This window comes from Cupriavidus sp. YR651, from assembly GCF_900101625.1.
Taxonomy (GTDB): Bacteria; Pseudomonadota; Gammaproteobacteria; order Burkholderiales; family Burkholderiaceae; genus Cupriavidus.
In genome coordinates, this window is sequence record NZ_FMYZ01000003.1 from 11,971 (window position 1) to 35,150 (window position 23,180).

At 65.7% G+C, this 23,180-nt stretch carries 23 protein-coding genes; 4 read left to right on the plus strand and 19 right to left on the minus strand.

Annotated features, from left to right (window positions below):
- The 4 genes from pyk to BLR29_RS09745 all read right to left on the minus strand — a co-directional run bounded on the left by pyk (position 1) and on the right by BLR29_RS09745 (position 5,310).
- Positions 1-1,419 (minus strand): pyruvate kinase, encoded by a 1,419-nt coding sequence (pyk, locus tag BLR29_RS09730; RefSeq protein WP_092136758.1) that lies wholly within the window; start codon positions 1,417-1,419, stop codon positions 1-3.
- Between the two features lie 14 nt (positions 1,420-1,433).
- Positions 1,434-2,702 (minus strand): glycerate kinase type-2 family protein, encoded by a 1,269-nt coding sequence (locus BLR29_RS09735; RefSeq protein ID WP_092136760.1) that lies wholly within the window; start codon positions 2,700-2,702, stop codon positions 1,434-1,436.
- Positions 2,703-2,719: 17 nt separating this feature from the next.
- Positions 2,720-4,075 (minus strand): dicarboxylate/amino acid:cation symporter, encoded by a 1,356-nt coding sequence (locus BLR29_RS09740; RefSeq protein WP_092136762.1) that lies wholly within the window; start codon positions 4,073-4,075, stop codon positions 2,720-2,722.
- 146 nt (positions 4,076-4,221) lie between these two features.
- Positions 4,222-5,310, minus strand: coding sequence for a tartrate dehydrogenase (locus tag BLR29_RS09745; RefSeq protein WP_092136764.1), 1,089 nt, complete (start codon positions 5,308-5,310; stop codon positions 4,222-4,224).
- Positions 5,311-5,423: 113 nt separating this feature from the next.
- On the opposite strand from BLR29_RS09745, the gene BLR29_RS09750 reads away from it, so the two are divergent.
- Positions 5,424-6,347, plus strand: coding sequence for a LysR family transcriptional regulator (locus BLR29_RS09750; protein WP_092136766.1), 924 nt, complete (start codon positions 5,424-5,426; stop codon positions 6,345-6,347).
- 74 nt (positions 6,348-6,421) lie between these two features.
- Here BLR29_RS09750 and BLR29_RS09755 read toward each other — a convergent pair whose 3' ends face one another.
- Positions 6,422-7,216, minus strand: coding sequence for a DUF899 domain-containing protein (locus BLR29_RS09755; RefSeq protein WP_176860915.1), 795 nt, complete (start codon positions 7,214-7,216; stop codon positions 6,422-6,424).
- 259 nt (positions 7,217-7,475) lie between these two features.
- On the opposite strand from BLR29_RS09755, the gene BLR29_RS09760 reads away from it, so the two are divergent.
- Complete coding sequence (locus BLR29_RS09760) at positions 7,476-8,156, plus strand: alternative oxidase (RefSeq protein ID WP_092136770.1); 681 nt, start codon at positions 7,476-7,478, stop codon at positions 8,154-8,156.
- 89 nt (positions 8,157-8,245) lie between these two features.
- Here the strand turns inward: BLR29_RS09760 and BLR29_RS09765 are convergent, their stop codons facing one another.
- Together BLR29_RS09765 and BLR29_RS09770 are read right to left on the minus strand one after the other, a co-directional pair.
- Entirely contained in the window at positions 8,246-8,851 is a 606-nt protein-coding gene (locus BLR29_RS09765) for a flavodoxin family protein (RefSeq protein ID WP_092136772.1), read from the minus strand.
- A gap of 293 nt (positions 8,852-9,144) precedes the next feature.
- Positions 9,145-10,011, minus strand: a complete 867-nt coding sequence (locus BLR29_RS09770) for an RNA polymerase sigma-70 factor (protein WP_092136774.1) — start codon at positions 10,009-10,011, stop codon at positions 9,145-9,147.
- A gap of 359 nt (positions 10,012-10,370) precedes the next feature.
- Between BLR29_RS09770 and BLR29_RS09775 the strand changes: the two genes are divergently transcribed.
- Positions 10,371-10,832, plus strand: coding sequence for a carboxymuconolactone decarboxylase family protein (locus BLR29_RS09775; RefSeq protein WP_092136776.1), 462 nt, complete (start codon positions 10,371-10,373; stop codon positions 10,830-10,832).
- Positions 10,833-10,967: 135 nt separating this feature from the next.
- On the opposite strand, the gene BLR29_RS09780 is transcribed toward BLR29_RS09775, so the two are convergent.
- From BLR29_RS09780 to BLR29_RS09805, 6 genes are all read right to left on the minus strand, one after another.
- Positions 10,968-12,056 carry an NAD(P)H-dependent flavin oxidoreductase gene (locus tag BLR29_RS09780; protein ID WP_092136778.1) on the minus strand — a complete coding sequence of 363 codons (1,089 nt, stop codon included), beginning with the start codon at positions 12,054-12,056 and terminating at the stop codon, positions 10,968-10,970.
- Positions 12,057-12,130: 74 nt separating this feature from the next.
- The gene (locus BLR29_RS09785) at positions 12,131-13,018 is read right to left on the minus strand and encodes a LysR family transcriptional regulator (protein WP_092136780.1); all 888 of its coding nucleotides are present in this window, start codon (positions 13,016-13,018) and stop codon (positions 12,131-12,133) included.
- A 281-nt stretch (positions 13,019-13,299) separates the two neighbouring features.
- Complete coding sequence (locus BLR29_RS09790) at positions 13,300-13,737, minus strand: nuclear transport factor 2 family protein (RefSeq protein WP_092136781.1); 438 nt, start codon at positions 13,735-13,737, stop codon at positions 13,300-13,302.
- 131 nt (positions 13,738-13,868) lie between these two features.
- A complete protein-coding gene (locus BLR29_RS09795) occupies positions 13,869-14,852 on the minus strand; it encodes an SLAC1 family transporter (RefSeq protein WP_092136782.1) in 984 nt (327 codons plus the stop codon).
- A 16-nt stretch (positions 14,853-14,868) separates the two neighbouring features.
- Complete coding sequence (locus BLR29_RS09800) at positions 14,869-16,074, minus strand: NnrS family protein (protein WP_092136783.1); 1,206 nt, start codon at positions 16,072-16,074, stop codon at positions 14,869-14,871.
- A gap of 483 nt (positions 16,075-16,557) precedes the next feature.
- On the minus strand, positions 16,558-18,186 hold the full coding sequence (locus BLR29_RS09805) for a hypothetical protein (protein ID WP_092137289.1): 1,629 nt from the start codon (positions 18,184-18,186) through the stop codon (positions 16,558-16,560).
- Positions 18,187-18,324: 138 nt separating this feature from the next.
- Between BLR29_RS09805 and BLR29_RS09810 the strand changes: the two genes are divergently transcribed.
- On the plus strand, positions 18,325-19,185 hold the full coding sequence (locus BLR29_RS09810) for an OXA-1206 family carbapenem-hydrolyzing class D beta-lactamase (protein WP_092136784.1): 861 nt from the start codon (positions 18,325-18,327) through the stop codon (positions 19,183-19,185).
- Positions 19,186-19,188: 3 nt separating this feature from the next.
- On the opposite strand, the gene fliR is transcribed toward BLR29_RS09810, so the two are convergent.
- From fliR to fliM, 6 genes are read right to left on the minus strand one after another with little or no spacing between them, the layout of a single operon-like run.
- A complete protein-coding gene (gene fliR / locus BLR29_RS09815; RefSeq protein WP_092136785.1) occupies positions 19,189-19,974 on the minus strand; it encodes a flagellar biosynthetic protein FliR in 786 nt (261 codons plus the stop codon).
- Positions 19,975-19,984: 10 nt separating this feature from the next.
- On the minus strand, positions 19,985-20,254 hold the full coding sequence (gene fliQ, locus BLR29_RS09820) for a flagellar biosynthesis protein FliQ (protein ID WP_061958832.1): 270 nt from the start codon (positions 20,252-20,254) through the stop codon (positions 19,985-19,987).
- A 12-nt stretch (positions 20,255-20,266) separates the two neighbouring features.
- Positions 20,267-21,061: a flagellar type III secretion system pore protein FliP gene (gene fliP / locus BLR29_RS09825; protein WP_255371169.1), complete on the minus strand. Its 795-nt coding sequence runs from the start codon at positions 21,059-21,061 to the stop codon at positions 20,267-20,269.
- Positions 21,058-21,579: a flagellar biosynthetic protein FliO gene (fliO, locus tag BLR29_RS09830; protein ID WP_092136786.1), complete on the minus strand. Its 522-nt coding sequence runs from the start codon at positions 21,577-21,579 to the stop codon at positions 21,058-21,060. Before fliO ends, fliP begins: the two co-directional genes overlap by 4 nt.
- Complete coding sequence (gene fliN, locus BLR29_RS09835; RefSeq protein ID WP_092136787.1) at positions 21,576-22,049, minus strand: flagellar motor switch protein FliN; 474 nt, start codon at positions 22,047-22,049, stop codon at positions 21,576-21,578. Before fliN ends, fliO begins: the two co-directional genes overlap by 4 nt.
- Complete coding sequence (gene fliM, locus BLR29_RS09840) at positions 22,042-23,052, minus strand: flagellar motor switch protein FliM (RefSeq protein WP_092136788.1); 1,011 nt, start codon at positions 23,050-23,052, stop codon at positions 22,042-22,044. The genes fliN and fliM overlap by 8 nt, the downstream gene beginning before the upstream one ends.
- Positions 23,053-23,180: the final 128 nt, after the last annotated feature.

A 23,180-nucleotide genomic window follows, 5' to 3' on the forward strand; every position in this document is an offset into this window, starting at 1 on the left:
TTACTGGACTTGCGCAATGCGCAGGAGATTGGTCGTGCCGGCCACCGTGAAGGGCAGGCCCGCCGAGATGACGATGGAATCGCCGGCCACGCCGAAGCGCTCCTTGAGAACGGTGCGGCTGGCAAGATCGGTCATCTCCAGCACGTCGATCACCTCATGGCAGAGCACCGCATGCACCCCCCAGGCCAATGCCAGGCGTCGCGCGGTGGCGACTCGCGGTGTCATGCCGAGGATGGGCACCTCCGGGCGCTCCCTCGCCATGCGCAATGCCGAGTAGCCGGAACTGGTGTACGCCACGGTGGCGGGCACCTTGAGCAGGCCGGCAACGTGGCGCACGGCGTAGCCGATGGCATCGGCGGCTTCCGCGCGCGGCGGCGTATGCGAGGCCTGGATGGCATCGTGATACAGCGGGTCCGACTCCGTGCGGGTGATGATGCTGTCCATCATCCGGACCGCCTCCACTGGATACTTGCCCGAGGCGGATTCGGCCGACAGCATCACCGCATCGGCGCCGTCGTACACGGCGGTGGCGACATCGGAGGCCTCGGCACGTGTCGGGACCGGCGCCGAAATCATCGATTCGAGCATCTGCGTGGCGACGATGACCGGCTTTCCCGCCTTGCGGCATGCCCGCACGATCTGCTTTTGCAGCGACGGCACCAGCTCCGCAGGCATTTCCACGCCGAGGTCGCCGCGCGCCACCATGACGGCATCGGCCTCCGCGACGATCGTTTCCAGGCTCTGGATGGCGGCGGGCTTTTCAAGTTTCGCGACGATGCCGGCGCGGCCCTTCACGATCTCCTTGATCTCCAGGATGTCCTCGGGCCGTTGGACGAACGACAAGGCGATCCAGTCCACGCCGAGCGTCAGCCCGAAGTCCAGGTCACGCCTGTCCTTCTCGGTCATCGCCGACAACGGGAGGACCACGCCGGGTACGTTGACGCCTTTGCGATCCGAAAGCGTGCCCCCGTTCACCACGGTGGTCTCGGCAAAATCCTTGCCGCACCGCTCGACGCGCAGGCGGATCTTGCCGTCGTCGAGCAGCAGTTCGCTGCCTTCCTGCAGCGCAGCGAAGATCTCGGCGTGCGGAAGACTTACCCGGGTTTGCGATCCGGCCACGGCGCTATCGAGATCCAGTCGGAACGACGCCTCGGCTTCAAGTTGAACCGGGCCTTCGGCGAAGGTGCCGATGCGAAGCTTGGGCCCCTGCAAATCCAGCAGTACGCCAATCGGGCGGCCCCGGTCACGCTCGACCGCGCGAATGGTATCGAGCCGTTGCTTGTGGTCCTCGTGGCTGCCGTGGCTGAAGTTGAGCCGGAACACATCGGCGCCGGCTTCAAACAGGGCGTCGATGATCTCGGGCGCCGTGCTTGCCGGCCCGAGTGTTGCCACGATCTTTGCATTGCGAAGGCGTCTCATCGTATTACTCCAGGTCACCGCGCGATCAGGATCGCGCGGAAGTCATTGACATTGGTCCTTGTCGGGCCGGTGATGACGGCATCGCCAAGCGCTTCGAAGAAGCCGTGGCCGTCGTTGGCGGACAGTGCGTCCTGCGGCCGAATGCCGAGTCGCCACGCCCGCTCCAGGGTGTCCGGTCCGGCGATGGCGCCGGCAATCTCCTCCTGGCCATCTACGCCGTCGGTGTCGCCGGCGATCGCGTAGACCCCCGGCTCGCCACGCAGCGTCAGCGCAAGCGACAGCAGGTACTCCACGTTTCGCCCGCCGCGTCCGTTGCCTCGCACCGTCACGGTTGTTTCTCCGCCGGAGAGCAGCACACAAGGCACTTGAAACAGCTGGCCGTGCCTGGCCGTCTCCAGGGCAAGGGCACCCATCACCTTGCCGACGTCGCGTGCCTCGCCTTCGATCGCATCGCCGAGGATGTGCACGGGAATCCCGGCACGTTCCGCGACGCGCGAGGCGGCTTGCAGTGCCATGCGGGGCGTGGCGATCAGCGAGGTGCGGATATCGGGAAGGCGGGGGTCGCCAGGCTTGATCGTCTCGGCGGCATCGGAAGCCAGCACTGTCATCACGTGCGCCGGCACGTCGATGCTGTAGCGGCGGATGATGGCGACGGCGTCCGCGCAGGTGGTCGGGTCCGGTACGGTCGGGCCGGAGGCGATGTCGATGGGGTCGTCGCCCGGCACATCGGACAGCAGTAGATTGCAGATACGTGCCGGATGGCAGGCGGCCGCGAGACGTCCGCCCTTGATGGTGGAGAGGTGACGGCGCACGCAATTCATCTCCGAGATCGTGGCCCCCGACTTCAGCAGCGCCTGGTTGATGGCTTGCTTGTCTTCCAGCGAGATGCCGGCGAGTGGCAGGGGCAGCAGCGACGAGCCACCGCCCGAGATCAGGCAGATAACGAGATCGTCGGCGGTGAGGTTCGCCACCAGTTCCATCATGCGGCGTGCAGCGCGATGGCCTGCCGTGTCAGGCACCGGATGCGCGGCTTCCACGATCTCGATGCGCGAGCATTCCACGGCATAGCCGTAGCGCGTCACGACGAGTCCCTCGACAGGACCTTCCCAGGCGGCCTCGAACGCGTTGGCCATCGCTGCCGAGGCCTTGCCGGCACCAATCACAATCGTGCGGCCTTTCGGCGGTGGCGGCAGATACTGCGCCAGCGTGCCGGATGGCTGCGCGGCGTCGATGGCGGCCTGGAACATGTCGTGGAGCAGGGCGCGAGCCTGTTCAGCTTGCATGATCTTGACTCCCTTGCTCAATGGACAACGGACGCGTGCGCATCGGCGGCACGGGCCAGGCGGGACCCGATCGTCTCCGCCTCGGGCTTTGCGTCGACCGATGTCGGTTCATCGATGACCTTGCCATCGAGCGCGTCCTGAAGCTGGCGCTGATCGACGGCGCCCACCCATCGGGCAATGGCCAGTGTGCCGACGGCATTGCCGATCGTGTTGGTGATGGCGCGAGCCTCCGACATGAAGCGATCCACGCCGAGCAGCAGCACCATGCCCGCGACGGGGATCTTGCCGAGCGACGCCAGCGTGGCGGCCAGCGTGATAAAGCCCGAACCTGTCACCCCCGCGGAGCCCTTTGACGTGAGAAGCAGCACACCGAGCACGACCAGTTGGTCGGTCAGCGTGAGCGGCGTGTTGGTGGCCTGGGCGATGAAGATGGCCGCCATCGTGTAGTAGATGCACTGGCCGTCCGGGTTGAAGGTCAGCCCGGAGGGCACCACCAGACCAACTACCGACTTGGAGACCCCGGCGTTTTCCAGCTTGCGCATGAGCTGCGGCACCACGGATTCCGACGAACTCGTGCCAAGCACCGTGAACAGTTCGTCCCGGATGTACCGGAGGAACTTCCAGAGACTGAACCCTGCGATGCGGGCCACGCCACCCAGGACGACCACCACGAACAGGAAGCAGGTGATGTACATGGTGCCCATGAGCTTGCCGAGCGAGACCACGGAGCCCAGGCCGTACTTGCCCACCGTGAATGCCATCGCGCCGAACGCGGCAAGCGGGGCGAGTCGCATGATCATGCCGACGACGGTAAACACGCCGTGGGTGAAGGAGTCCAGCACATCGACCACCGGTTTTGCGCGGGGGCCGATATGCGAGAGCGCGATGCCGAACAGCGTGGCAAACACGAGGATCTGCAGAATGTCGTTCCGGGCGAGCGCGTCGATGACGCTTGTCGGCACCAGGTTCATCATGAAGTCGATGAAGGAGTGCGGCTTCTCCGCGGCATGGGTGTAGCTGGCAATCGCCTTGGTGTCGAGGTGTGCCGCATCGACATTCATGCCGTGGCCGGGCTGGACCACGTTGACGACGATAAGGCCGAGCGCCAGCGCGAAGGTGGAGAGCAGTTCAAAGTAGAGCAGCGCACGGACGCCGACGCGGCCAAGCTCCTTCATGTTCTCCATCCGGGCAATGCCAAGGACCACCGTCGCGAAGATGATCGGCGCGAACACCATCTTGATCAGCTTGATGAACACGTCGCCGAATGGCTTGAAGTCGCTGGCGATGTTGGGGGCCCAGACGCCCAGCGCAACGCCGGCGGCGACGCCAATCAGCACCTGGACATACAGCTTTCCCAGTAGTCTTTGAATCATTGCTGTCTCCTGCTTGCTCGATGAGATGCGCTTGCAGACCAGCTCTGAAGGCTGTTTCCGTATCTGCAAGGCAGGGGCGGGCCGCGAGGGGGCCCGCAATGCCGCCGCGGCGCGTGCCGGGCGGCAGGTACTGCGCGGCGTGAGGGTTATGCGGCCTTCGCTTGCCGGCCGGAGGCCAGGTAGTCGCAGACGGCCTTGGTGACTTCGACCGTGGTGGCCTGGCCACCGAGATCGCGTGTGTGAAGGGCGGGATTGGCGGTGACGGCCTCGATGGCACTCATCACACGCTTTGCGGAATCGAACTCGCCCAGATGCTCAAGCAGCATCACGACGGACCAGAACGTGCCAACGGGGTTGGCCAGGCCCTTGCCCATGATGTCGAAGGCGGAGCCATGGATCGGCTCGAACATCGACGGGTAACGGCGTTCCGGATCGATGTTGCCAGTCGGAGCAATGCCCAGGCTGCCTGCCAGTGCCGCGGCGAGGTCGCTCAGGATGTCGGCATGGAGGTTCGTGGCGACGATGGTATCCAGCGACTTCGGACGATTCACCATCCGCGCCGTGGCGGCATCCACGAGTTCCTTGTCCCACGTGACATCGGGGAAGTCCTTCGCAACCTGCACGGCCACTTCGTCCCACATCACCATGGCGTGGCGCTGCGCATTGGACTTGGTGATGACCGTCAGCAGCTTGCGCGGACGCGACTGGGCCAGCTTGAATGCGTAGCGCAGAATGCGCTCGACGCCGACGCGCGTCATCATCGACACATCGGTCGCGGCTTCGATCGGGTGCCCCTGGTGCACGCGGCCACCGACGCCGGAGTATTCGCCTTCGGAGTTTTCCCGCACGATCACCCAGTTCAGGTCTTCGGGTGCGCAGCGCTTCAGCGGGCCGTCAATGCCGGGGAGGATGCGGGTCGGGCGCACGTTGGCGTACTGGTCGAAACCCTGACAGATCTTCAGGCGCAGCCCCCAGAGCGTGATGTGATCCGGAATCTGGTTGTCGCCCGCCGAGCCGAACAAGATCGCGTCCTTGCCGCGGAGCGCATCGAGGCCGTTCTCCGGCATCATCACGCCGTGCTGGCGGTAGTAGTCGCCGCCCCAGTCGAAGTTCTCGAACTCGAAACTAAAGTTTGCGCCGCCCGCGGCCAGTGCCTCCAGCACTTCACGCCCTGCCGGCACGACTTCCTTGCCAATGCCGTCACCCGGAATCGTTGCGATCTTGTAGGTCTTCATCTTTCGTCTCCTTGTCGGAATCACCGCTGAATTGCGTGAGTGGATTCTGGTCGGTGGACGTGGTTTTGGATCGGCGCTAAAGTTAAACCATTCTTAACCTGAGATTAAAGATCATGGGCTCGACCAGTGGCATTCAGCCCTCGGAGCTGGGTTTCTTCACTTCCGTGGCGACGGCAGGCAGCCTGAGCGCGGCGGCGCGTGACCTGGGGATCTCCACGGCGGCGGTGAGCAAGCGCCTTGCCCAGATGGAGGCGCGGATCGGCATGCCGTTGCTGACGCGAACCACCCGCCGGATGGGCCTGACGCCGGAAGGCGAGGTCTTCCTCGAACACGCCAGGCGGATCCTCGGCGAGATCGACGACCTGGACCAGTTGCTCACCAGCGCGAAGGGGCGGCCGAGCGGATTGCTGCGGGTCAACGCCACGCTCGGCTTTGGCCGCATGCACGTGGCGCCGGTGATCTCGGAATACAGCAGGGCGTATCCGGACGTCGACGTGCAGTTGCAGTTGTCCGCCGACCCGCCACCGCTAACGGAAGACGCCTTTGATGTGTGCGTCAGGTTTGGCGAGCCGCCCGACGCACGGATTGTCGCGAAGCTGCTGGCACCCAATCGCCGGCTGCTTTGTGCTTCGCCGAAGTACCTGCGGGACCGTGGCGAGCCCATGACCCCCTCGGATCTGGCTCGCCACAATTGCATCGGTATCCGCCAGGGCAGCGATGCCTATGGCGTGTGGCGATTGAGTTCCGGCAAGGGCGCAAAGCAGCGCACGGAGTCGGTCCATGTGCGCGGCAATCTCACGACGAACGATGGCGAGATTGCCGTCAACTGGGCGCTGGAAGGTCACGGCATCGTGATGCGCGCGGAATGGGACATCGAGCGCTATCTGCGAAGCGGCCGCCTGGTGCACGTGCTGCCGAACTACTCGACGCCGGAAGCGAGTATCTATGCGGTCTACCAGCAACGTCACCAGCTATCATCGCGAATCAGGCTTTTCGTAGAGTTTCTGGCGTCAAAGTTCAGCGAGTTCGGAAAGTAGGCCGCGATCCCGTGGGCAACGCGGGCCGTCGATCGTTGCCGCCCCGGCCGTCCGATCCACCGGAGCGGGCCTGTTCATGGCTTGGTGCCTTTGTGCTGGTTCCGGAGCGCCGCCTCTCCGGCCTCCGACACCTCGACCCACTTCTTGTCGGGCGCGGCGTCGGCGACGTAGCTGTCGTGCCAGTTCCACCACTTGTAGGTCGGCGTCTGGGGATAGCCCTCGGGCGAGTCTTCCCAGACTTCCTGCCGGCCCAGCGGCGTGATGTCGAGGTAGTTCCAGGTGTTCCCCATCTGTTCGTCGCCGCGATTGTTGAGGAAGTAGGTGCGGAACACGCTGTCGCCGTCGCGATAGAACACGTTCGTGCCGTGCCATTCGTTCACGCCGAAGTCGGCATCGAAGCTGTCGATGAGGGTGAACCACGGGATCTCCCAGCCCATCCGCGCCTTCAGCCGGGCGATGTCGGCCTGAGGCGCGCGCGAGACGAAGACGAGGGTGGTGTCGCGGGCGTTCAGGTGGGAGAGGTGGGCGACCTGGTCGGCCACCAGCGAGCAGCCCCGGCAAGCGTGGTCAGGCCAGCCGAACACGCCGGGCTCGAAGAAGGCGCGGTAGACGATCAGCTGGCGCCGGCCGTCGAACAGGTCGGTCAGGCTGGCCTTGCCCGCGGGCCCTTCGAACGCATACGCCTTCTCCACGGCCATCCAGGGCATTCGCCGGCGCTCGGCGGCCAGCGCGTCACGGGCGCGAGTCTGGGCCTTTTCCTTCACAAGCAACTGCTGGCGGGCCGCTTCCCATGCCTGCGGCGACACGACCGGTGGTGTGCGCATCGCAGGCTGTCCGCCGTTCCGTCCGTTTTCGGCTGATGTCGTCATGGTTTCCGCAATTTCCCAGGTTGGGCGAACGTGCGCGCCGCGTGGCTGAAGCGCGATGCGATTCGCTGTTCATCGCTCGTCGTGGCCTGAGATAGTGTGGCACCGGAAATCGAACGCTGGGAGTAACAACCGTGGCGGCATTCTCACGCCCTTCGCCGAATTGACCGGCCGCCTCAAAAGAGGTATTTTAAATGCATGATTAACGCGCTGATTCGATTGCAGCCGTTATCGACTTTTCGAGTCCCCACAGGAGTTCACCATGCATGCCCCCGTAACGACCCAAACCACCCAGCCAGCGCTCGAACGGCATCACGCCGCCGAGGGGATGTCTGACCGCATCGCGCTGGCGATCACGCTGACGCTCCGGTTCTTTGCGGACACGTTCTTTGCAAAGCGGTATGGGAACCGGGCGATCGTGCTGGAAACCGTGGCCGCTGTTCCCGGGATGGTCGGTGGCATGCTGGTGCATCTCAGGTGCCTGCGCTGGATGATCGAGGACGAGGGCTGGATTCGCACCTTGCTCGATGAGGCCGAGAACGAGCGGATGCACCTCATGACCTTTATCCAGATCGCGCAGCCGAGCCGCTTTGAACGGGCCGTCATCTTGCTGGCGCAGGCCGCGTTCTTCGTCTTTTTCTTCCTGCTGTACCTGGTATCGCCGCGCACCGCGCATCGCATGGTGGGTTACTTCGAGGAACAGGCGGTGATCAGCTACACGCTCTATCTGGCCGAGATCGATGCGGGCCGCGTGGCAAACATCGCCGCGCCGGACCTGGCGATTGCCTACTGGAACCTGCCGGCCAACGCACGGCTGCGTGACGTGGTGCTGGCGGTTCGGGACGACGAAGCCGGGCACCGGGATGTCAATCACCAGTACGCCAATCACCTGTCCCAACCGGATCTCCAGCATTCCGCCGCGTCGGGCCGGCCGGTGGAGTGACGCGCCAAATGGTACTGAGTCCGCCATCCCCGGTGACGATCAGTACCACCTTCCCTTCGTAGTGCCGCATCGCCGGATGCGGTTTCCGGTCATGGCGCGCTGATGACCAGGCGACCGGCGGCAAGCTGGTACGCCACCTCGGCGACGCGTCGTCCGAGGTATTGGGACGTCTGCAAGTCCGCCGGATGTGCGGCCGCCTCGGCATCGCGGTCGGCATCCGACTGGGCGCCCGCGCCAAGGAAGAAGCCGTGACGATTCAGCGAATCCTCGCTGGTCGTGGAGGCGTTGTGGCCCGCCGGCAGGCCAAGGTTCACCCAATGCATGCCTTGCTGCGCGGCAAACACGGCCAGTTGCACGAGGGTGCCGAGTTTGTCGCCCGAGCGCGAGGCGGCGTTGGTGAAGCCGGCCGCCACCTTGTCCTGCCATCGGCGCTGCGCAAACGCCGCGCGCGAACTGGCGTCCATGAACAGCTTGAACTCGCCTGAGGCGCTGCCCATGTAGGTCGGGCAACCGAAGATGATGGCGTCCGAGTCCTCCAGCGTGTCCCAGTGCCTGTCGATATCCTCGACGCGGATCAGCAGGCTGTTGGCATTCGGCAAGCTCGCGGCGCCGATGGCGACCGCCTCGGCCTGCCTGGCCGTGTGGCCATAGCCGCTGTGGTAGACCACCGCGACGAGTACTCTGGTGCTGGACATACGAATTTCCCATTGCGTGACGGAGCGATGCCCTTGCATCGCTCTCTACACGGCTAGACGTGCCGACTGCAGGATTTGTGACAGCTGATTTTTGACAGCTTAGAGGCGCTATCAAAATGAAGCGCCAGCGGTTCTGGCTAGGGCGAAGCAGGGGTTTCGGATCGCACGCGATCCGCCTGCGTAGCGGCATGCGCCTGCCAGCGCATGCGCGCCCTGCAAGGGCGCGGCCGCAGACAGTACAAGTGGTACGGCAAGGCCGCGCAACGACGCCAGAATCATTTTGATAGTGCCTCTTAGAGCGCCGGTATCCCGCCGAGCTTGTCGGGGTTACGCATGACGTAGACCGCGGCGATGCGGCCCGCCTCGATCCTGAAGGAATTCGCGGACTCAAGCTTGCCGTCAACATAACGCAGCAGGCCCGGCTCGCCGTTGATCTGGACGAGCCGATAGGTCACCTTGCCCGGCGCGGCGTGCTCGACCGACCAGAAGACGCCGGCAATACGCGCGGCACCCTGCAGGATGCGCCCGTACGACGACACCTTGCCGCCGCCGTCGCTGATCAGCTCGGCATCCGGGCTGAGCATCGTCTTCATCGTGTCGCGATCTCCGGTGCTGGCCGCCTGCATGAAGCGGGTCAGCAGATTGCGGTGTTCCTGTTGCGACACGTCGTAGCGCGGCTGCCCGTCGCGCACACGCTCGCCGGCACGGCGCACGATCTGACGGCACGCCGCTTCGGACTTGCCGAGGATCGCGGCGATTTCCTTGTAGTCCACGTCGAAGGCCTGCCGCAGCAGGAAGGCCGCACGCTCGTCGGGCGAGAGGCGCTCCAGTACCCAGAGGAATGCCATCGACAGGTCGCTGGCCAGCTCGGCCGCCGCCTCGGGGGTGTCCTCGTGCAACTCGACCAGCGGCTCGGGGAGCCACCAGCCGACGTAGTTCTCCTGTTCGTTCTTGCGAGCGCGCAGGCGGTCGATGGACAGCCGTGTCGTGACCGTGACCAGCCAGGCATCCGTGGAGCGCATCTCGGTGTGATCGGCGTCGTGCCAGCGCAGCCATGCGTCCTGCACCACGTCCTCCGCGTCGGCGCGCGTGCCCAGCATGCGATACGCAATGCCGAACAGGCGAGGTTTCAATGCAGTGAAGGTTTGTACGGTATCCATAAGCCATGACCCTGAATCTGATCATCAGACGTTTCAATGGCGTGTTTTGTGACATAGGCTCGCCACCCGGTCCGCAACCGGTGCCGCAGCGCTGCCACGCCATATCGCGATGCTATAGAAATTCCGACGCAGCGCGCGCTGGGGGTGGAGTGGGCAAGCCCGATGCCGTGGGGCATGCGGTGGAAAGCGGATCGAGATTTAAAAGTGCCTCTAACGCCGCTTCTTGAGTGTGAAATCTGGTGTTCGCGGAAAAAAACGAAAAAAAATCGCTGCGGCTGTCACAAGCCGGCTCGGCCCCCCGTCTTGTCATCATGCAAGGCGCACAGGGCGCCGGCAAAACCCGATACACGGAGTAATCCATGACCGCAGCACGACTCAACTTCTTCCAACTCGCCCCGGCCAATCTGCGCGCAATGATTCAACTCTCCGGTTCCGTCAAGGAGAGCTCGCTCGGCCATCGCCTGGTGGAACTGGTGCAACTGCGCGTTTCGCAGATCAACGGCTGCGGGGTCTGCATCGACATGCACTGGCGCGACCTGGTCAAGCAGGGTGCCGACGTGCGCCACCTGAACGCGATTGCCGGCTGGCGTGAGGCACCGTTCTTCAACGCCCGCGAACGTGCGGCGCTGGCCTGGGCCGAAGCCGTCAACGCACTGCCGCAGCGCGACGATACGGATGCCGTTTATCCGGCGCTGCGCGAGCAATTCAGCGAAAACGAGATCGCCGAACTGTCCTACACGATCGCCGCCATCCGCGGTTGGAACGTGATGAACCTGAGCCTGCGCAACCAGATTCCGGAACATCCGGCCCCCGGCTTCTGATCGCGCGCGGTTCCTGACTGGGACCGTGACAGAAGACCTGTGCACAATCCCGGGCTTCAATAGGTAGCCGGCCGGCTACCATGCGTACGGCGCGCCCTCGGGCGCGCCGCCGTCGCTTGCGGACTTCGCAACGACTCAGTGCCGCAGTCCTGCGATGGCGTCAGCCAGTTCCTTTGCCAGTATCCCAACCAGTTCGCCCGATGGCACCGCACGCGCCAGCGGCGCCGCCTGACCGGCCCACTGCGCCGCGTAGTCGGCATTGCCCTTGGCCTTCGCCGCTGCATGCAGGGCCTTGCCCGCGTCGTACGTGATCGGATAATCCGGCAGCGGCGCGTGGTCAGGTGCTTCACCGAGTGCCATCAGCCGGTTGTGGAGTCCGCGTGCCGCGCGGCCCGAGATCGAGCTGGTGAAGGCCGTGCGCTTCGGCGGCCTGGCGAGCAGGGCGGTGCGATAGGCCGCATCCGCCGACGACTCGGGCGCGGCCACGAACGCGGTGCCCAGTTGCGCCGCCTGCGCGCCGAGCGCCATCGCTGCGGCAATGCCGGCGCCATCCATGATGCCGCCCGAGGCGATGACCGGCAGCTTGCTGTGCGTGGCGATCAGCCGCACCAGCGCAAACGTCCCCAGACCTTCATCGGCGGCCCGCGTATCGAATACGCCGCGATGACCGCCGGCCTCCACGCCCTGCGCAACGATTGCGTCAATGCCCGCGTCGGCGATCCGCCGCGCTTCATCGATGCTGGTCGCCGTGGCGAGCAGCACGATCCCCGCCGCATGCAGTTGATCGATCCAGTCCTGTTTCGGCAGGCCGAAGTGGAAGCTGATGACCGCGGGCTTCTCTTCCCGCAGCATCGCGAACATCTCGTCGTCCACGACAAAGCTCTTGTAGATCTCGCGCAATGTGGCGGGCGGCGTGGCATCCCATTTGGCGAAATCGGCGGCCAGGTATTCGAGCCAGGCCCGCTCGCGTGCGGCGTCCGCGGTGGCGGGCGGATGGCAGAACACGTTGATGTTGAACGGCTTGCTGGTCAGCGCGCGGGTTTCCTGGATCATCTTGCGTGCGCCGGCCGCATTGGTGGCGCCCACGCCGAGCGATCCGAGCCCGCCGGCGTTGGAAACTGCCGCAGCCATGGCGGGCGTGCTGACGCCGGCCATCGGCGCCTGGATGATGGGCAGCGCAATGCCCAGGCGGGCGAGCAGTGGATTGGAGGTGGAGTTCGTCATGATGGGTGCGAGGTCCGTGTTGGGCAGCGGTCAGGAGGACGACGATCAGCGAGGCGATGGTCGGGGACGATGACTCAGGCGCGTTGCAGTTCCTCGAAGAAGGCCTCGTAGGCCAGCGTCGAGAAACCGCTGCGTCGAATCAGGTAGGAATGCACTTCGCGCACGGGCACGGTCTGTACGTCCAGCGCGTAACGATGATGCTCCAGCAGGGACTTCGGCACGATCGCCACGGCGGCGCCGGCCATCACGCAGGCGAAGATCGCGTGATAGGAAGACATCTCCATCACGCGCATTTCGTGCGGTTCGTGGTCGGGGCCGGAGGCCAGCCAATCCAGCGCGCATTGCCGGTAGGTGCATCCGCGCGCAAAGGCGGCCAGATTGCGGACCTGGAGATCGGCGGGATGGCGCACCGGCTTGTGGCTGCTGGGAACCAGGAGAACGAGCTGCTCGGCAAACAGGGGCACGCCTCCCAGTCCGGCGCCGAATTCAGGGACCAGGCCGGATTGCGCTGACGGCGCGGTGGCATGTGCGACGATGGCGCAATCGAGGCGGTGTGCCGTGACGCCATCGATGAGCGCCTGCGTGGTGCCGGTCTCGATGGCGATGTCGACTTCCGGCCAGCGCGCATGAAAGCGCCCAAGCGGCATGGGCAGGCGGCTGGCGGCCGCGGCTTCCATCGATCCGATACGCAGCCGCCCCGTTGGCACGGCCTGCTGCATCGATTGGCGGGCTTCCTCGGCCAGCGTTAGCAGTCGGTCGGCATAGGAGAGAAAGCGCTGGCCTTCCGGTGTCAGGATCATGGGCTTGCTGTCGCGCATGAACAGCGAGACGCCGAGCGTTTCCTCCAGCTGCTTGACGCGTGTGGTCACATTGGATTGGGCGCGGTCCAGCGTACGCGCCGCCCGGGTCACACTCTGCTCCCGGGCGACGGCGCGAAAGATTTCCAGCTCTGCCAGGTCCATGTTCCTGCGTTCCCATACCGCGATCGACATGGGTTTTATATTCTTTTATGAAGAACGTAAAGTCAAGGTTGATCTGAATTCAGGATGGATATCGACAAGGAATGACGGCGCGATGAGGACCACGAAGACTAGGCAAGACGCGGGGGAGGTGAGTGATGCGGCGGGGTCGGGGAGTGGTCGGCGCACGGAACGGCGCCGGAAATGAAAAATGCCTCCGTGTTGCGGAGGCATTCTTTATATGACGGAGGTGATAGGACGTCGCACTTCCATCCGTGCCGATTTCAGGCCTTCACTGCCTGACGGGCCAGCAGGCGCCAGTTGCCGCCTTGCTTTTGCCAGACCTGCAGCACCTTCAGCAGCACCGTGCCCGGCTTGCCGCTGTCCAGGGTGTCGCCCGACAGGGTGTGGCGGACGACGGCAACATCGCCCGACAGACTCACGGTCTGGTCGGTGATCGTAATCGACACAAAGTCGGACTTCTTGTCGAGCAGGTCGCCAATGAAGCTGGCCTTGGTGTCCAGGCGGCCGCCCGAGTGCCCGTAGCTCAGGCTGTCGGCCACCAGCGCGGACAGGGCAGCCTGGTCCGGATCGATCATGGCGACGCGCAGCTTTTCAGCAGCGGTGGCCACGGGTTGCGTGTCGGCGGACTGCGCCATGGCCGGCACGCTGGCGACGGCGAAAACGGCAGCGCCCAGCAGGGCGGCGGTGAACTTGATCATGTGGTGTCTCCCGTTATTTGGTCGTATTGGAACGGTTAGGTCACTGATCGCGTTCTCCGCAATCAGTTGTAAGTCATCGTATCACATAGATTCTGGTGCGACGCGAGCCCATGACCGTCAGGGGCGAGGTGTCAGGTCGCGGCAACACCGGGGGCCGGGCGAGCCCACTGGAACAGCGTCCGGAGACCGAGCCAGCCGATGACCGCATTGGCGGCGATGAAGACCGGCAATGCCAGGACATGGGCGGCATGATTGCCGGTCTCGGCCAGTCGCACGGCGCAGATCGCGGCGCAGCCAATGCCGAAGCTGTAGGCCCACGCAAACCGCGCATCGAAACGCGAGGCGCCAAGCCACCCCGCCATCCGCAGGCCCAGCAATAACTGGAACAGCCCATAACCCCACAACAACGGCAGCCAGGGTTGGTCGGCATGTGGGGCCAATGCGATGCAGGCGGCGCCGCATACCATCGGCGGGGCAAACTGGATGCCGAGCTGCGCACGCTGTGCCGGGGGCAGGCCACCCGGTTTCCACAGGCGGCGTACCACCAGCGATTCCAGGGACAGCCACGAGAACAGGCCCGCGCCCACCAGCAACCAGCCGAAATCCGGCTGGCCCAGCATGCCGAGCGTGGCGCCGCTGGTGAAGTTGCCAGCCACCGTGGGCAGGTAGAGCGCCGGTGTGGCGTCATGGCCGGGATGCCCGCCGCGCCAGAGCCGGCCGGTGTGCCAGAGCGCGAAGGCGAGTTGCCAGCCGATGCCGAGCAGCCCGAGAACCCATGCCGCGAACAGGCTATGCGGCAGCAGCGCGGGAACCAGTTGCAACGTGGCGATGGCCGGCAACGCATGGCCGCCATCCTTTAGCGCATGGGGCAGCGTGCTGTCGTCGTGATGGCGCCATTGCATCAGGTAGGGCACGACGAGGACCACCCACGCCAGCGCCGCGGCCGTCAGCAAGCCTTCGCCGATCAGGGGCGGCACATGCCACGTATCCGCGGCCAGCCGCCAGGCTCGGCCTAGCGCGGCCAGGCCGAGCACGATGCCGAAGGCGGTGGGTGGAAGAAGATGAGGGGTTTGGGGGGCGCTGGCTTGCGCGGGGGCATCGCAAGTTGGGGGCATGTGTCACGGGGTTGGCCTAGCCTTCCTTGCCGTCGATACGCGGCCGAAGCAGGTAGGGGGTGTATTTGACGAGGTAAAGCAGGAAGGCGATCACCCAGAACAAGCCGGCGGCGGCAATCGCATGCGTCTTGAAGGCGGGCAGCCAGATCGGCACGGCCACGCGTACCAGCGCGGACAGTGCGATGCAGAGATAGGCCAGGTGCTCCATGCGGCCCGTTTCCAGGCGGCGGCCGGTGTGACCCAGGGCGGTACGCGTGACCATCGCCATGATGGCGCAGCCGATCACGCCGACAGTCAGGGCATGCAAGGCGGTGGAAGCGTCCAGCCAGCCCAGCGCGGCGCCGCCAATCAGCGCAAAGCCGATGGGCAGGAAGGCATAGGCAAGGTGCAGGATGCTGACGATCGGCTTGCGCCACGTGCGCAGCGGGTCCCACCCAGCCAGCCGGATACCGTGCGCGCCGGCCGCGCCCAGCGCCAGTGTCGCGGTCATCAGGGCGGGTGCCTGCACCGCGTGCGCGATGATCGCCAGCAGGGTCAGGCCGATCACTGCTTTTTCCACCGCTGCCACGCGGCGAATACGCACGCCCGGGATGGCATTGGCGGTGAACATCGGAATCACGCGGCCGCCGATCACGGTCACAAAGATGGCCACCAGGCCGGTCGCGGCCTCGGAAGCGTGAAAGGCCGCGCCAATGTGCCCGGTCGCCATGGCCACATGAAAGCCGATGTTCAGTGCCCCCATCACGCCGAGCGCGATGGCCAGGCCGAAGTTGCGCTGACTGTTCGCGCGACGCAGGATCCGATAGAAGGTGAGGCTGCACAGCGGCAGGAAGGCGACGTCCACGGCGATGGCGGCCCACGCCGGCCCCGTCCACATCAGCACACGCGCCAGCACCCAGATGCCGGCCAGCGCACCGAGCCACGTTCCCTGCGGCGTCTGCAGTCCCGTCCAGTTCTTGCCGGCGGTGAACAGGAATCCCACGACCACGGCCGCCGAAAAGCCGAACACCATCTCATGTGCATGCCATGCCATGGCCCCCATCCATGGCTGGGCGGCAGGCTGCCACCAGCCTGCGTAGATGGCCACCCACGCCGCGATCGCCAACGCGCCAAAAGCGGCGGCCAACAGATAGAACGGACGGAAACCGAGCGCCAGCACGGGCAGGCCGCGGTAGCCGGCATCAGGCCTGGAGGGCGGGGAAATCTGCAAGAAGACTGACATGATGACTCGCGTAGGGATCAAGGGGCGCGGACACCACGGCCGGCATCCACCGGTCATGATGCGATCGATTTTATAAAAGATGCATTTCTAATGCAATTTAAACTTTGCGATGGCCATGCAATCCGTTGCTCACGCGTTTACCCAGCCCTCCTTTCGCAGCATCCCTACTCCGGTAGGGGTCAAGCCAGCGAGCCCTCGCCGTTAAGCCTGCGGACAACACGAGCACGGCGTGCACCCCGCCTAAAGCGCGAATCGATCACTCGGCCAATCAGCGCAGTGGCCGACATCGCGATGTGCCAATCCAGCTGGAACGGGCTTTCGCGGCACATGCATCACATTGTGATGTGATCGTCATAAGCCTTGCGTTTCGGCAGGCAACCGGGAAATGAGGGGATAACGTGAGCTTCCGCAATTTGTCGATCAAGACCAGGCTCCTCGCGGGGTTTGGCATGCTGGCGCTGGGGCGCCAGCATCGGGCGAGGCTTACGCGCGCTTGCGCTGCGCCCGCAACGTTTCCGCCGCCGCCGCGCGCAGCTCGGGCGGAAAGGCCTGGATGCCGGTCCGGAAAAAGCCGCGCTCCGCAGGCCGCAGCGCGGCGATCTGGCACGCCAGCCGTTCCATCGCGTCGTAGGCTTGCGCCGTGGCACCCTGCTCATGCGTGAGGTACCACGCCGATTCCATCAACAGGTTGGCCAGTTGCAGCGCGTTGTAGCGCACGTGCCCGGCATCGTGTTCCTCCAGCGCGAACGCCGCCACCGATGACCAGCGCACAAATCCCTTGGCCGGAGCGAATGGCGCGTGGAACGGCCGCAGCGCATCGATCGCGGCGGACACGGTGAGCGGCCGCTGCGCGCGGAATGCGGCCACCGATGCCGGCGCGGGCGCCCCGGCCGTGCCCCGGGCCACGCGCAGCAGGAAGATCGTGTTCCACGCGGAGCCGCCGCCCACGCCAAAGCGGTCGCAGATCCATTCGGACAGGCCGAGCCAGCGCATGGCCTGACGCTGTACGTCCCCGGGCGCCAGTGCGCGCGCTTCGTCGACCAGTCCGTGCTGCCAGAACAACCACAACGACCAGCCGATGTTGGCGGCGGCATGCTGGACGGCGTCGACGGAGTCCGCTTCATAGGCAGCCTGCAGCGCGCCGGAGAAATCCTGCAGCGCCTGCCGGGCGGCGGCATGACGATCCACCGACGCGGAGGGACCCTGCTGCAGGGCGAGGCTCTTGCGCACCAGCGCCTCCAGGTTCAGCGTCTCGAACCGCACGCGCGGGTTGTAGCGCACCACGGGACGCAGTTCGGCATCGGCCGCCAGGCGCGTCAACTCGGCCTGTGCCGATGTCAGATCCGCGCGAGCGTAGTGCTCCCACGCGCGCACCACATGGGCCATGGCCGCGAACGTCGGCAATGCCGCGCTGACGCCGCCGGTGGTCACGATGCGGTTGAAGCGTCGCAGTGCCGCGCGGCTGCGGTCCAGCCGGTCGCTGCGGCGCCACGCCAGGCTTTCCTTGAGCAGCGACAGCGCTTGCTGGAAGTCGTCCGCCGCGCTGCGTTGCGCGGCGCGAAAGGACTCGGCGACGCCGGCATCGAGCGATCCCGCGAAGCCGTCCTGCGCGCCGCGCATGGCCTGCGTCAAATGGCTCCAGAACGCCATGTCGCGCATGACGTAGTGAAGTCCGTCGTGCGAGCCGTTGCCGCGCTCCGGCGCGATCGGGTCGCCGGACGGTGCCTGCCCCAGCCAGCGTGACACGCCGGCCACGCCCAGCGCTCTGCCGTTGGCCGTGAAGCGCAGCCGGCGCGCGGTGGATGCCGGCATCCAGAACGGTCCGCGGCTGCGTCGCGCCGGGGCAAGGCTGGCGATGTCCGCGGACTTGTCGGCGCCCCAGCCCACGGCGATGCCCCACCGGGCGAAGTCCGCGAACGCGCGCGACACCATCATCCGCACGTCGGCGGCCTCCGCAAAGCGGGCGCGCACGGCGGCCGCTGGCAGGTCTTCCCCATCGCGCGACACCGCCAGCCAGGTGCGCGCCAACAGCCAGACGGACTGGTAGCGCACAGGCTGGTCATCGATACGGTAGGGCGGCGACAGGTCGATGCGGATGGGGGCGGCGGGCATGGCCGCCATGTTACGCGTGTTACAGCGGCGGCGGTTGGCGGGCTTTCCGCGAACACCTATGCTCCGCACCACGATCCGGGCCTGGATTGCCGACGTCTGCGAATGACGATAAACCACCCCCTCAAAGAGAGTGTCGAGATGCGAAACAGACTTGCCCGTCTTGCCATGCCGGTTGCGACCGCCGTCGCGCTGTCCCTGTTCTCCCTGATGCTGCCGCCGGGCGCGAATGCCGCGAACCCTGCGCCGCCCGAGATCGCGCTGGACGCGAAGGCGTCATTCGACGCCGCCGGCGCCAACGGGACCATGCTCGTCTACGACATGCGTCGTCAGCGCATGCTCGCCTACAACCCGCAGCGCGCCCGGACGGCGTACTCGCCGGCCTCGACGTTCAAGATCTTCAACTCCCTGATCGGGCTGGAAACGGGTGCCGTGGCGGACGTCGACAATGACAAGCTGCCGTGGGACGGCAAGTTGTGGACGCACAACGGGACGCCCATCCTGCCAGCCGTGTGCAATGGCGACGTGTCGTTGCGGCTGGCCCTGAAGAACTCCTGCGTGCCGGCCTACCAGGTGATCGCACGGCGCGTGGGCACGGCGCAGTACCGCAAGTTCCTGACCGCCGCGCACTTCGGCAACGCCGACGTCAGCGGTCCGGTGGATCGCTTCTGGCTCAATGACCACCTGAGGATCACCGCGTACCAGCAGATCGATTTCCTGCGCGCCGTGGTGGAGCGCAAGGTGCCGGGCATCTCAGCGCGCAGCTATGACGCGCTCGACGACATCCTGACCATCGAGCAGACGCCGGACTACACCTTGCGTGCGAAGACTGGCTGGCGCGCGTCGGGGAAGAACGACATCGGCTGGTGGGTTGGCTGGGTCACGCGCGGGCAGGACACCTATGTGTTTGCCATGAACCTGGATATGCCGCGCATCGAGCTGGCGCCGAAACGCCAGGAGATCGGGCGCGCCGTGCTGAAGCAGGTCGGCGCGCTGCCCTGATCGTTACTGGACGAACTGGTCGAGCACGGTGGCCATGGCCTGGAGGCCGGCATCGACCAGGTGCTGCATATAGGCGCCCATCTGCGGCATGACCAGCATCATGATCACCATGCCGCCCCCCAGCGTGACCGGGAAGCCCACGGCGAAGATGGAAAGCTGCGGCGATGCGCGGTTCAGGATGCCCATCGACAGGTTCAGCGTCAGCAGCGCCGCGATCATCGGCAGTGCCAGCAAGGTGCCCGACGCGAAGACCATCGATCCCGCTCGCGCCACGGCACCCCAGCCGTGGCCAGAGAGCGGCGTGCCGGCGATCGGCACGCTGTTGAAGCTGTCCACCAGCGTGGCCAGCATCATCAGGTGGCCGTCCAGCGCCAGGAACATCAGCGTGGCGACGATGTTGAGGAAGCGCGACAGCACCATCGTCTGCCCGCCGGAGGACCGGTCGTAGAACGATGCGAACGACAGGCCCATCTGCAGGCCGATCACTTCACCGGCGGTCTGGACCGCGGCGAAGATCAGGCGCATGGTGAAACCCATGGCCACGCCGATGCCGATCTCGTTCACGATGATCAGGAAGCCATCGAAGGAATAGACGGGCGCGGCGGGAATGTTGGCGAGGGTCGGCGAGATGATCGTCGACAGCCCCGCCGCCAGCAGCACCTTGGCGCGACGCGGAATGGTCGATTCGCTGAACAGCGGTGCGGTGGCGATCAGCCCCAGCAGGCGGAACATCGGCCACAGGAAGGCCGCGATCCACCCGTACAGCTGGGCCGTGGTGACGTCGATCACGGCCGCAGGCTCAGTGCGCCAGCGCGGGGATGCCCTGGAACACCTCGCGCATGTAATCCACGAAGGTGTTGATCATCCACGGACCCACCAGCACCATGGTCACGAACAGCGCGACCAGCTTGGGGATGAACGTCAGCGTCATTTCGTTGATCTGGGTGGCGGCCTGGAACAGGCTGACCACCAGGCCGGCCGCCAGCGCCACCAGCAGCAGCGGGGCGGACAGCATCAGGGTCATCTTCATCGCCTGCGTGGCGATGGTCATTACCATTTCCGGTGTCATGGCGGCCTCCGGTCAGTTCATGAAGCTCTGGGCCAGCGAACCCAGCAGCAGCTGCCAGCCATCCACCAGCACGAACAGCATCAGCTTGAACGGCAGCGAGATCGTGGCGGGCGGCACCATCATCATGCCCATCGCCATCAGCACGCTGGCCACGACCAGGTCGATGATCAGGAAGGGGATGAAGATCGTGAAGCCGATCTGGAACGCGGTCTTGAGCTCGCTGGTGACGAACGCCGGTACCAGCACCGAGAACGGCACGTCATCCGGGCCCTGCATTTCCGGGGTCTTGGCCATCTGGGCGAACATCGCCAGGTCCTTCTCCCGCGTCTGGCGCAGCATGAACGCGCGCACCGGCACGGCCGCGCGGGACGCGGCGACCTCCAGGCTGATCTTGTTGTCCGAGAGCGGCTTGTAGGCGTCGGTGTAGACCTTGTCGAACACCGGCGACATCACGAAGAAGGTCAGGAACAGCGACAGGCCGACGAGTACCTGGTTGGGCGGCGACGAGGCCGTGCCCAGCGCGTTGCGCAGCAGCCCCAGCACGATGATGATGCGGGTGAAGCCCGTCATCATCAGCATGGCGGCCGGCAGGAACGACAGCGACGTCAGCAGGACCAGCGTCTGGATCGACAGCGACCAGGTCTGGCTGCCGCCGGCGCCCGGCTTGCTGACCACGCCGGGCAGCGACTGCGCCAGGGCCGATTCGGGCGCCAGCCACAGCACTAGTGGCAGCAACGCCAGGACGGCGGCGGCCACGCGCGGCAGGCGCGCAGGATGCCGCCCGGTGGCGGCACGCAGCGTGTTCATTTCTTGAGGTTATCCTGCATCGATCGCATCAGCCGTTCCGCGAAACCGCCTTGCATGGACTGCGGCGATTGCGGGCCCGACGAGGCGGTCGTATCCGGCTGGGCCGGCAGCGTATGGAGCGGACGGATTTCGCCGGCGGACACACCCAGCACCAGCCAGGTGTCGCCGACTTCGACCATCACCACTTTCTGGCGCGCGCCCAGCATCAGGCTGCCGACGACTTTCATCGACGCGCCACCGGCGCCGTGGCGGACCAGTCCGACGCGGCGTGCCACCCAGGCCAGGCCCAGGATCAGCGCGATGACGGCAAACAGGCCAAGACCGGCCTGCGCCAGGCTGGCGCCGCCGCTGATGACGGGGGCGCTGGCCGTGACATGACTGGCCGGGGCCGGATTGGCGGCCTGGGCGGTGCTGAGTACGGTATCAGCGGCCTGCGCGCCGGTCATGGCAAGCCCGGAGAGGGCGATGCCTGCGGCAAGGCGCCCGGCAGCCAGCAGCCGGCGCGAGGCGACTGTCATTTGTTGAGCTTCCGGATGCGTTCCGACGGCGTGATGATGTCCGTCAGGCGGATGCCGAACTTGTCGTTGACCACCACCACTTCGCCCTGGGCGATCAGGTAGCCGTTCACCAGCACGTCCATCGGTTCGCCAGCCAGGCCGTCGAGTTCCACCACGGAGCCCTGCGCCAGTTGCAGCAGGTTCTTGATGGGCACCTTGGTGCGGCCCAGTTCCACGGTCAGCTGCACCGGAATGTCGAGAATCATCCCGATATCGTTGTGGAAGCCGCTGGGTGCGTCCTGCGCCAGCGGCGGGAACACGGTGGAGGCCGCCGGCGTGGCGGTCGCCATGGCCGAAGCCGCCGGAGCGGTTGCGGTCGCGGTGGCGGCCGGGGCGGCAGCGGGTGCCTGCTCGGCGCTGGTCTGCTCCGCCAGGGCGCTGGCCCAGTCGTCCATCGGATCGACCGGCTTGTCCTGAGTGCCGTCAGTCATGATCGGTTTCCTTGTTGGAATCGCTGTCTTGGTAGTTGATCATTCGCTGTACGCGCAGCGCGTACTGGCCGTTCATGGTGCCGAAGCCGCACTGCATCACGGGCACGCCGTCCACCTTGCCGAAGATGTGCTCGGGCAGGTCGATCGGCAGTACGTCGCCGGCGCGCATGGCCAGCACTTCGGCCACGGTGCTTTGCAGATGGGCAAACTCGGCCACCAGTTCCACTTCGGCGGCGCGCAGCTGGCTGGAAAGCTGGCCGAGCCAGCGCTTGTCTACCTCGACCTCGTCCTGCAACGGGTTCATCAGCAGATCGCGCAGCGGCTCGATCATCGAGTAGGGAATGCAGATATGCAGTTGCCCGCCGACGGCGCCCAGTTCGATGTGGAACGCGGTGGTGACCACGGCATCGTTGGGGCCGGCGATGTTGGCGAACTTGGTGTGCATCTCCGAGCGGACGTAGTCGAACTCGATCGGATGCACCGTGCGCCAGGCCTGGCCATAGCTGTTGAGCGTCAGATCGAGCATGCGGCGGATGATGCGCTGCTCGGTCTGGGTAAAGTCGCGGCCTTCCACGCGGGTGTGGAAACGGCCATCGCCGCCGAACAGGTTGTCGACGACGAGGAAGACCAGGTTGGGGTCGTACACGAACAGCGCGGTGCCCCGCAGCGGCTTCATGTGGACCAGGTTCAGGTTCGTCGGCACCGGCAGGTTGCGCACGAAGTCGCCGTACTTCTCGATCCTGACCGTACCCACCGAGATGTCGGCGCCACGGCGGATGAAGTTGAACAGCGCCGAGCGCAGCGCGCGGCCAAACCGCTCGTTGATGATCTCGAGCGTGTGCAGCCGGCCACGGACGACCCGCTCCTGCGTGGCGAGGTTATACGGGCGTACCCCGCCTTCTTCGGCAACGGGCGCGCTTGCCGTGGGCGCATCGGATTCGCCCGATACGCCTTTCAGTAGTTCGTCTACCTCGTCCTGCGAGAGGAACTTGTCGTAGGCCATCTAGTGTCCTGCCCCGTGAACGGCTAAGAGGATGAAACGGTCCATATCCGGCTTCAGCCGGCGCGCGCGGCGCGGCGGCAGGAAGGAAGAACGGCGGGCAGTTTCATAACGGTTTTGCGTGGGTTCGC

What these genes read in the sequence shown, in the direction of transcription:
- pyk (WP_092136758.1), bottom strand. Translation starts at nt 1,419, where the DNA reads ATGAGACGCCTTCGCAATGCAAAGATCGTGGCAACACTCGGGCCGGCA.
- BLR29_RS09735 (WP_092136760.1), bottom strand. Translation starts at nt 2,702, where the DNA reads ATGCAAGCTGAACAGGCTCGCGCCCTGCTCCACGACATGTTCCAGGCC.
- BLR29_RS09740 (WP_092136762.1), bottom strand. Translation starts at nt 4,075, where the DNA reads ATGATTCAAAGACTACTGGGAAAGCTGTATGTCCAGGTGCTGATTGGC.
- BLR29_RS09745 (WP_092136764.1), bottom strand. Translation starts at nt 5,310, where the DNA reads ATGAAGACCTACAAGATCGCAACGATTCCGGGTGACGGCATTGGCAAG.
- BLR29_RS09750 (WP_092136766.1), top strand. Translation starts at nt 5,424, where the DNA reads ATGGGCTCGACCAGTGGCATTCAGCCCTCGGAGCTGGGTTTCTTCACT.
- BLR29_RS09755 (WP_176860915.1), bottom strand. Translation starts at nt 7,216, where the DNA reads ATGACGACATCAGCCGAAAACGGACGGAACGGCGGACAGCCTGCGATG.
- BLR29_RS09760 (WP_092136770.1), top strand. Translation starts at nt 7,476, where the DNA reads ATGCATGCCCCCGTAACGACCCAAACCACCCAGCCAGCGCTCGAACGG.
- BLR29_RS09765 (WP_092136772.1), bottom strand. Translation starts at nt 8,851, where the DNA reads ATGTCCAGCACCAGAGTACTCGTCGCGGTGGTCTACCACAGCGGCTAT.
- BLR29_RS09770 (WP_092136774.1), bottom strand. Translation starts at nt 10,011, where the DNA reads ATGGATACCGTACAAACCTTCACTGCATTGAAACCTCGCCTGTTCGGC.
- BLR29_RS09775 (WP_092136776.1), top strand. Translation starts at nt 10,371, where the DNA reads ATGACCGCAGCACGACTCAACTTCTTCCAACTCGCCCCGGCCAATCTG.
- BLR29_RS09780 (WP_092136778.1), bottom strand. Translation starts at nt 12,056, where the DNA reads ATGACGAACTCCACCTCCAATCCACTGCTCGCCCGCCTGGGCATTGCG.
- BLR29_RS09785 (WP_092136780.1), bottom strand. Translation starts at nt 13,018, where the DNA reads ATGGACCTGGCAGAGCTGGAAATCTTTCGCGCCGTCGCCCGGGAGCAG.
- BLR29_RS09790 (WP_092136781.1), bottom strand. Translation starts at nt 13,737, where the DNA reads ATGATCAAGTTCACCGCCGCCCTGCTGGGCGCTGCCGTTTTCGCCGTC.
- BLR29_RS09795 (WP_092136782.1), bottom strand. Translation starts at nt 14,852, where the DNA reads ATGCCCCCAACTTGCGATGCCCCCGCGCAAGCCAGCGCCCCCCAAACC.
- BLR29_RS09800 (WP_092136783.1), bottom strand. Translation starts at nt 16,074, where the DNA reads ATGTCAGTCTTCTTGCAGATTTCCCCGCCCTCCAGGCCTGATGCCGGC.
- BLR29_RS09805 (WP_092137289.1), bottom strand. Translation starts at nt 18,186, where the DNA reads ATGCCCGCCGCCCCCATCCGCATCGACCTGTCGCCGCCCTACCGTATC.
- BLR29_RS09810 (WP_092136784.1), top strand. Translation starts at nt 18,325, where the DNA reads ATGCGAAACAGACTTGCCCGTCTTGCCATGCCGGTTGCGACCGCCGTC.
- fliQ (WP_061958832.1), bottom strand. Translation starts at nt 20,254, where the DNA reads ATGACACCGGAAATGGTAATGACCATCGCCACGCAGGCGATGAAGATG.
- fliP (WP_255371169.1), bottom strand. Translation starts at nt 21,061, where the DNA reads ATGAACACGCTGCGTGCCGCCACCGGGCGGCATCCTGCGCGCCTGCCG.
- fliO (WP_092136786.1), bottom strand. Translation starts at nt 21,579, where the DNA reads ATGACAGTCGCCTCGCGCCGGCTGCTGGCTGCCGGGCGCCTTGCCGCA.
- fliN (WP_092136787.1), bottom strand. Translation starts at nt 22,049, where the DNA reads ATGACTGACGGCACTCAGGACAAGCCGGTCGATCCGATGGACGACTGG.
- fliM (WP_092136788.1), bottom strand. Translation starts at nt 23,052, where the DNA reads ATGGCCTACGACAAGTTCCTCTCGCAGGACGAGGTAGACGAACTACTG.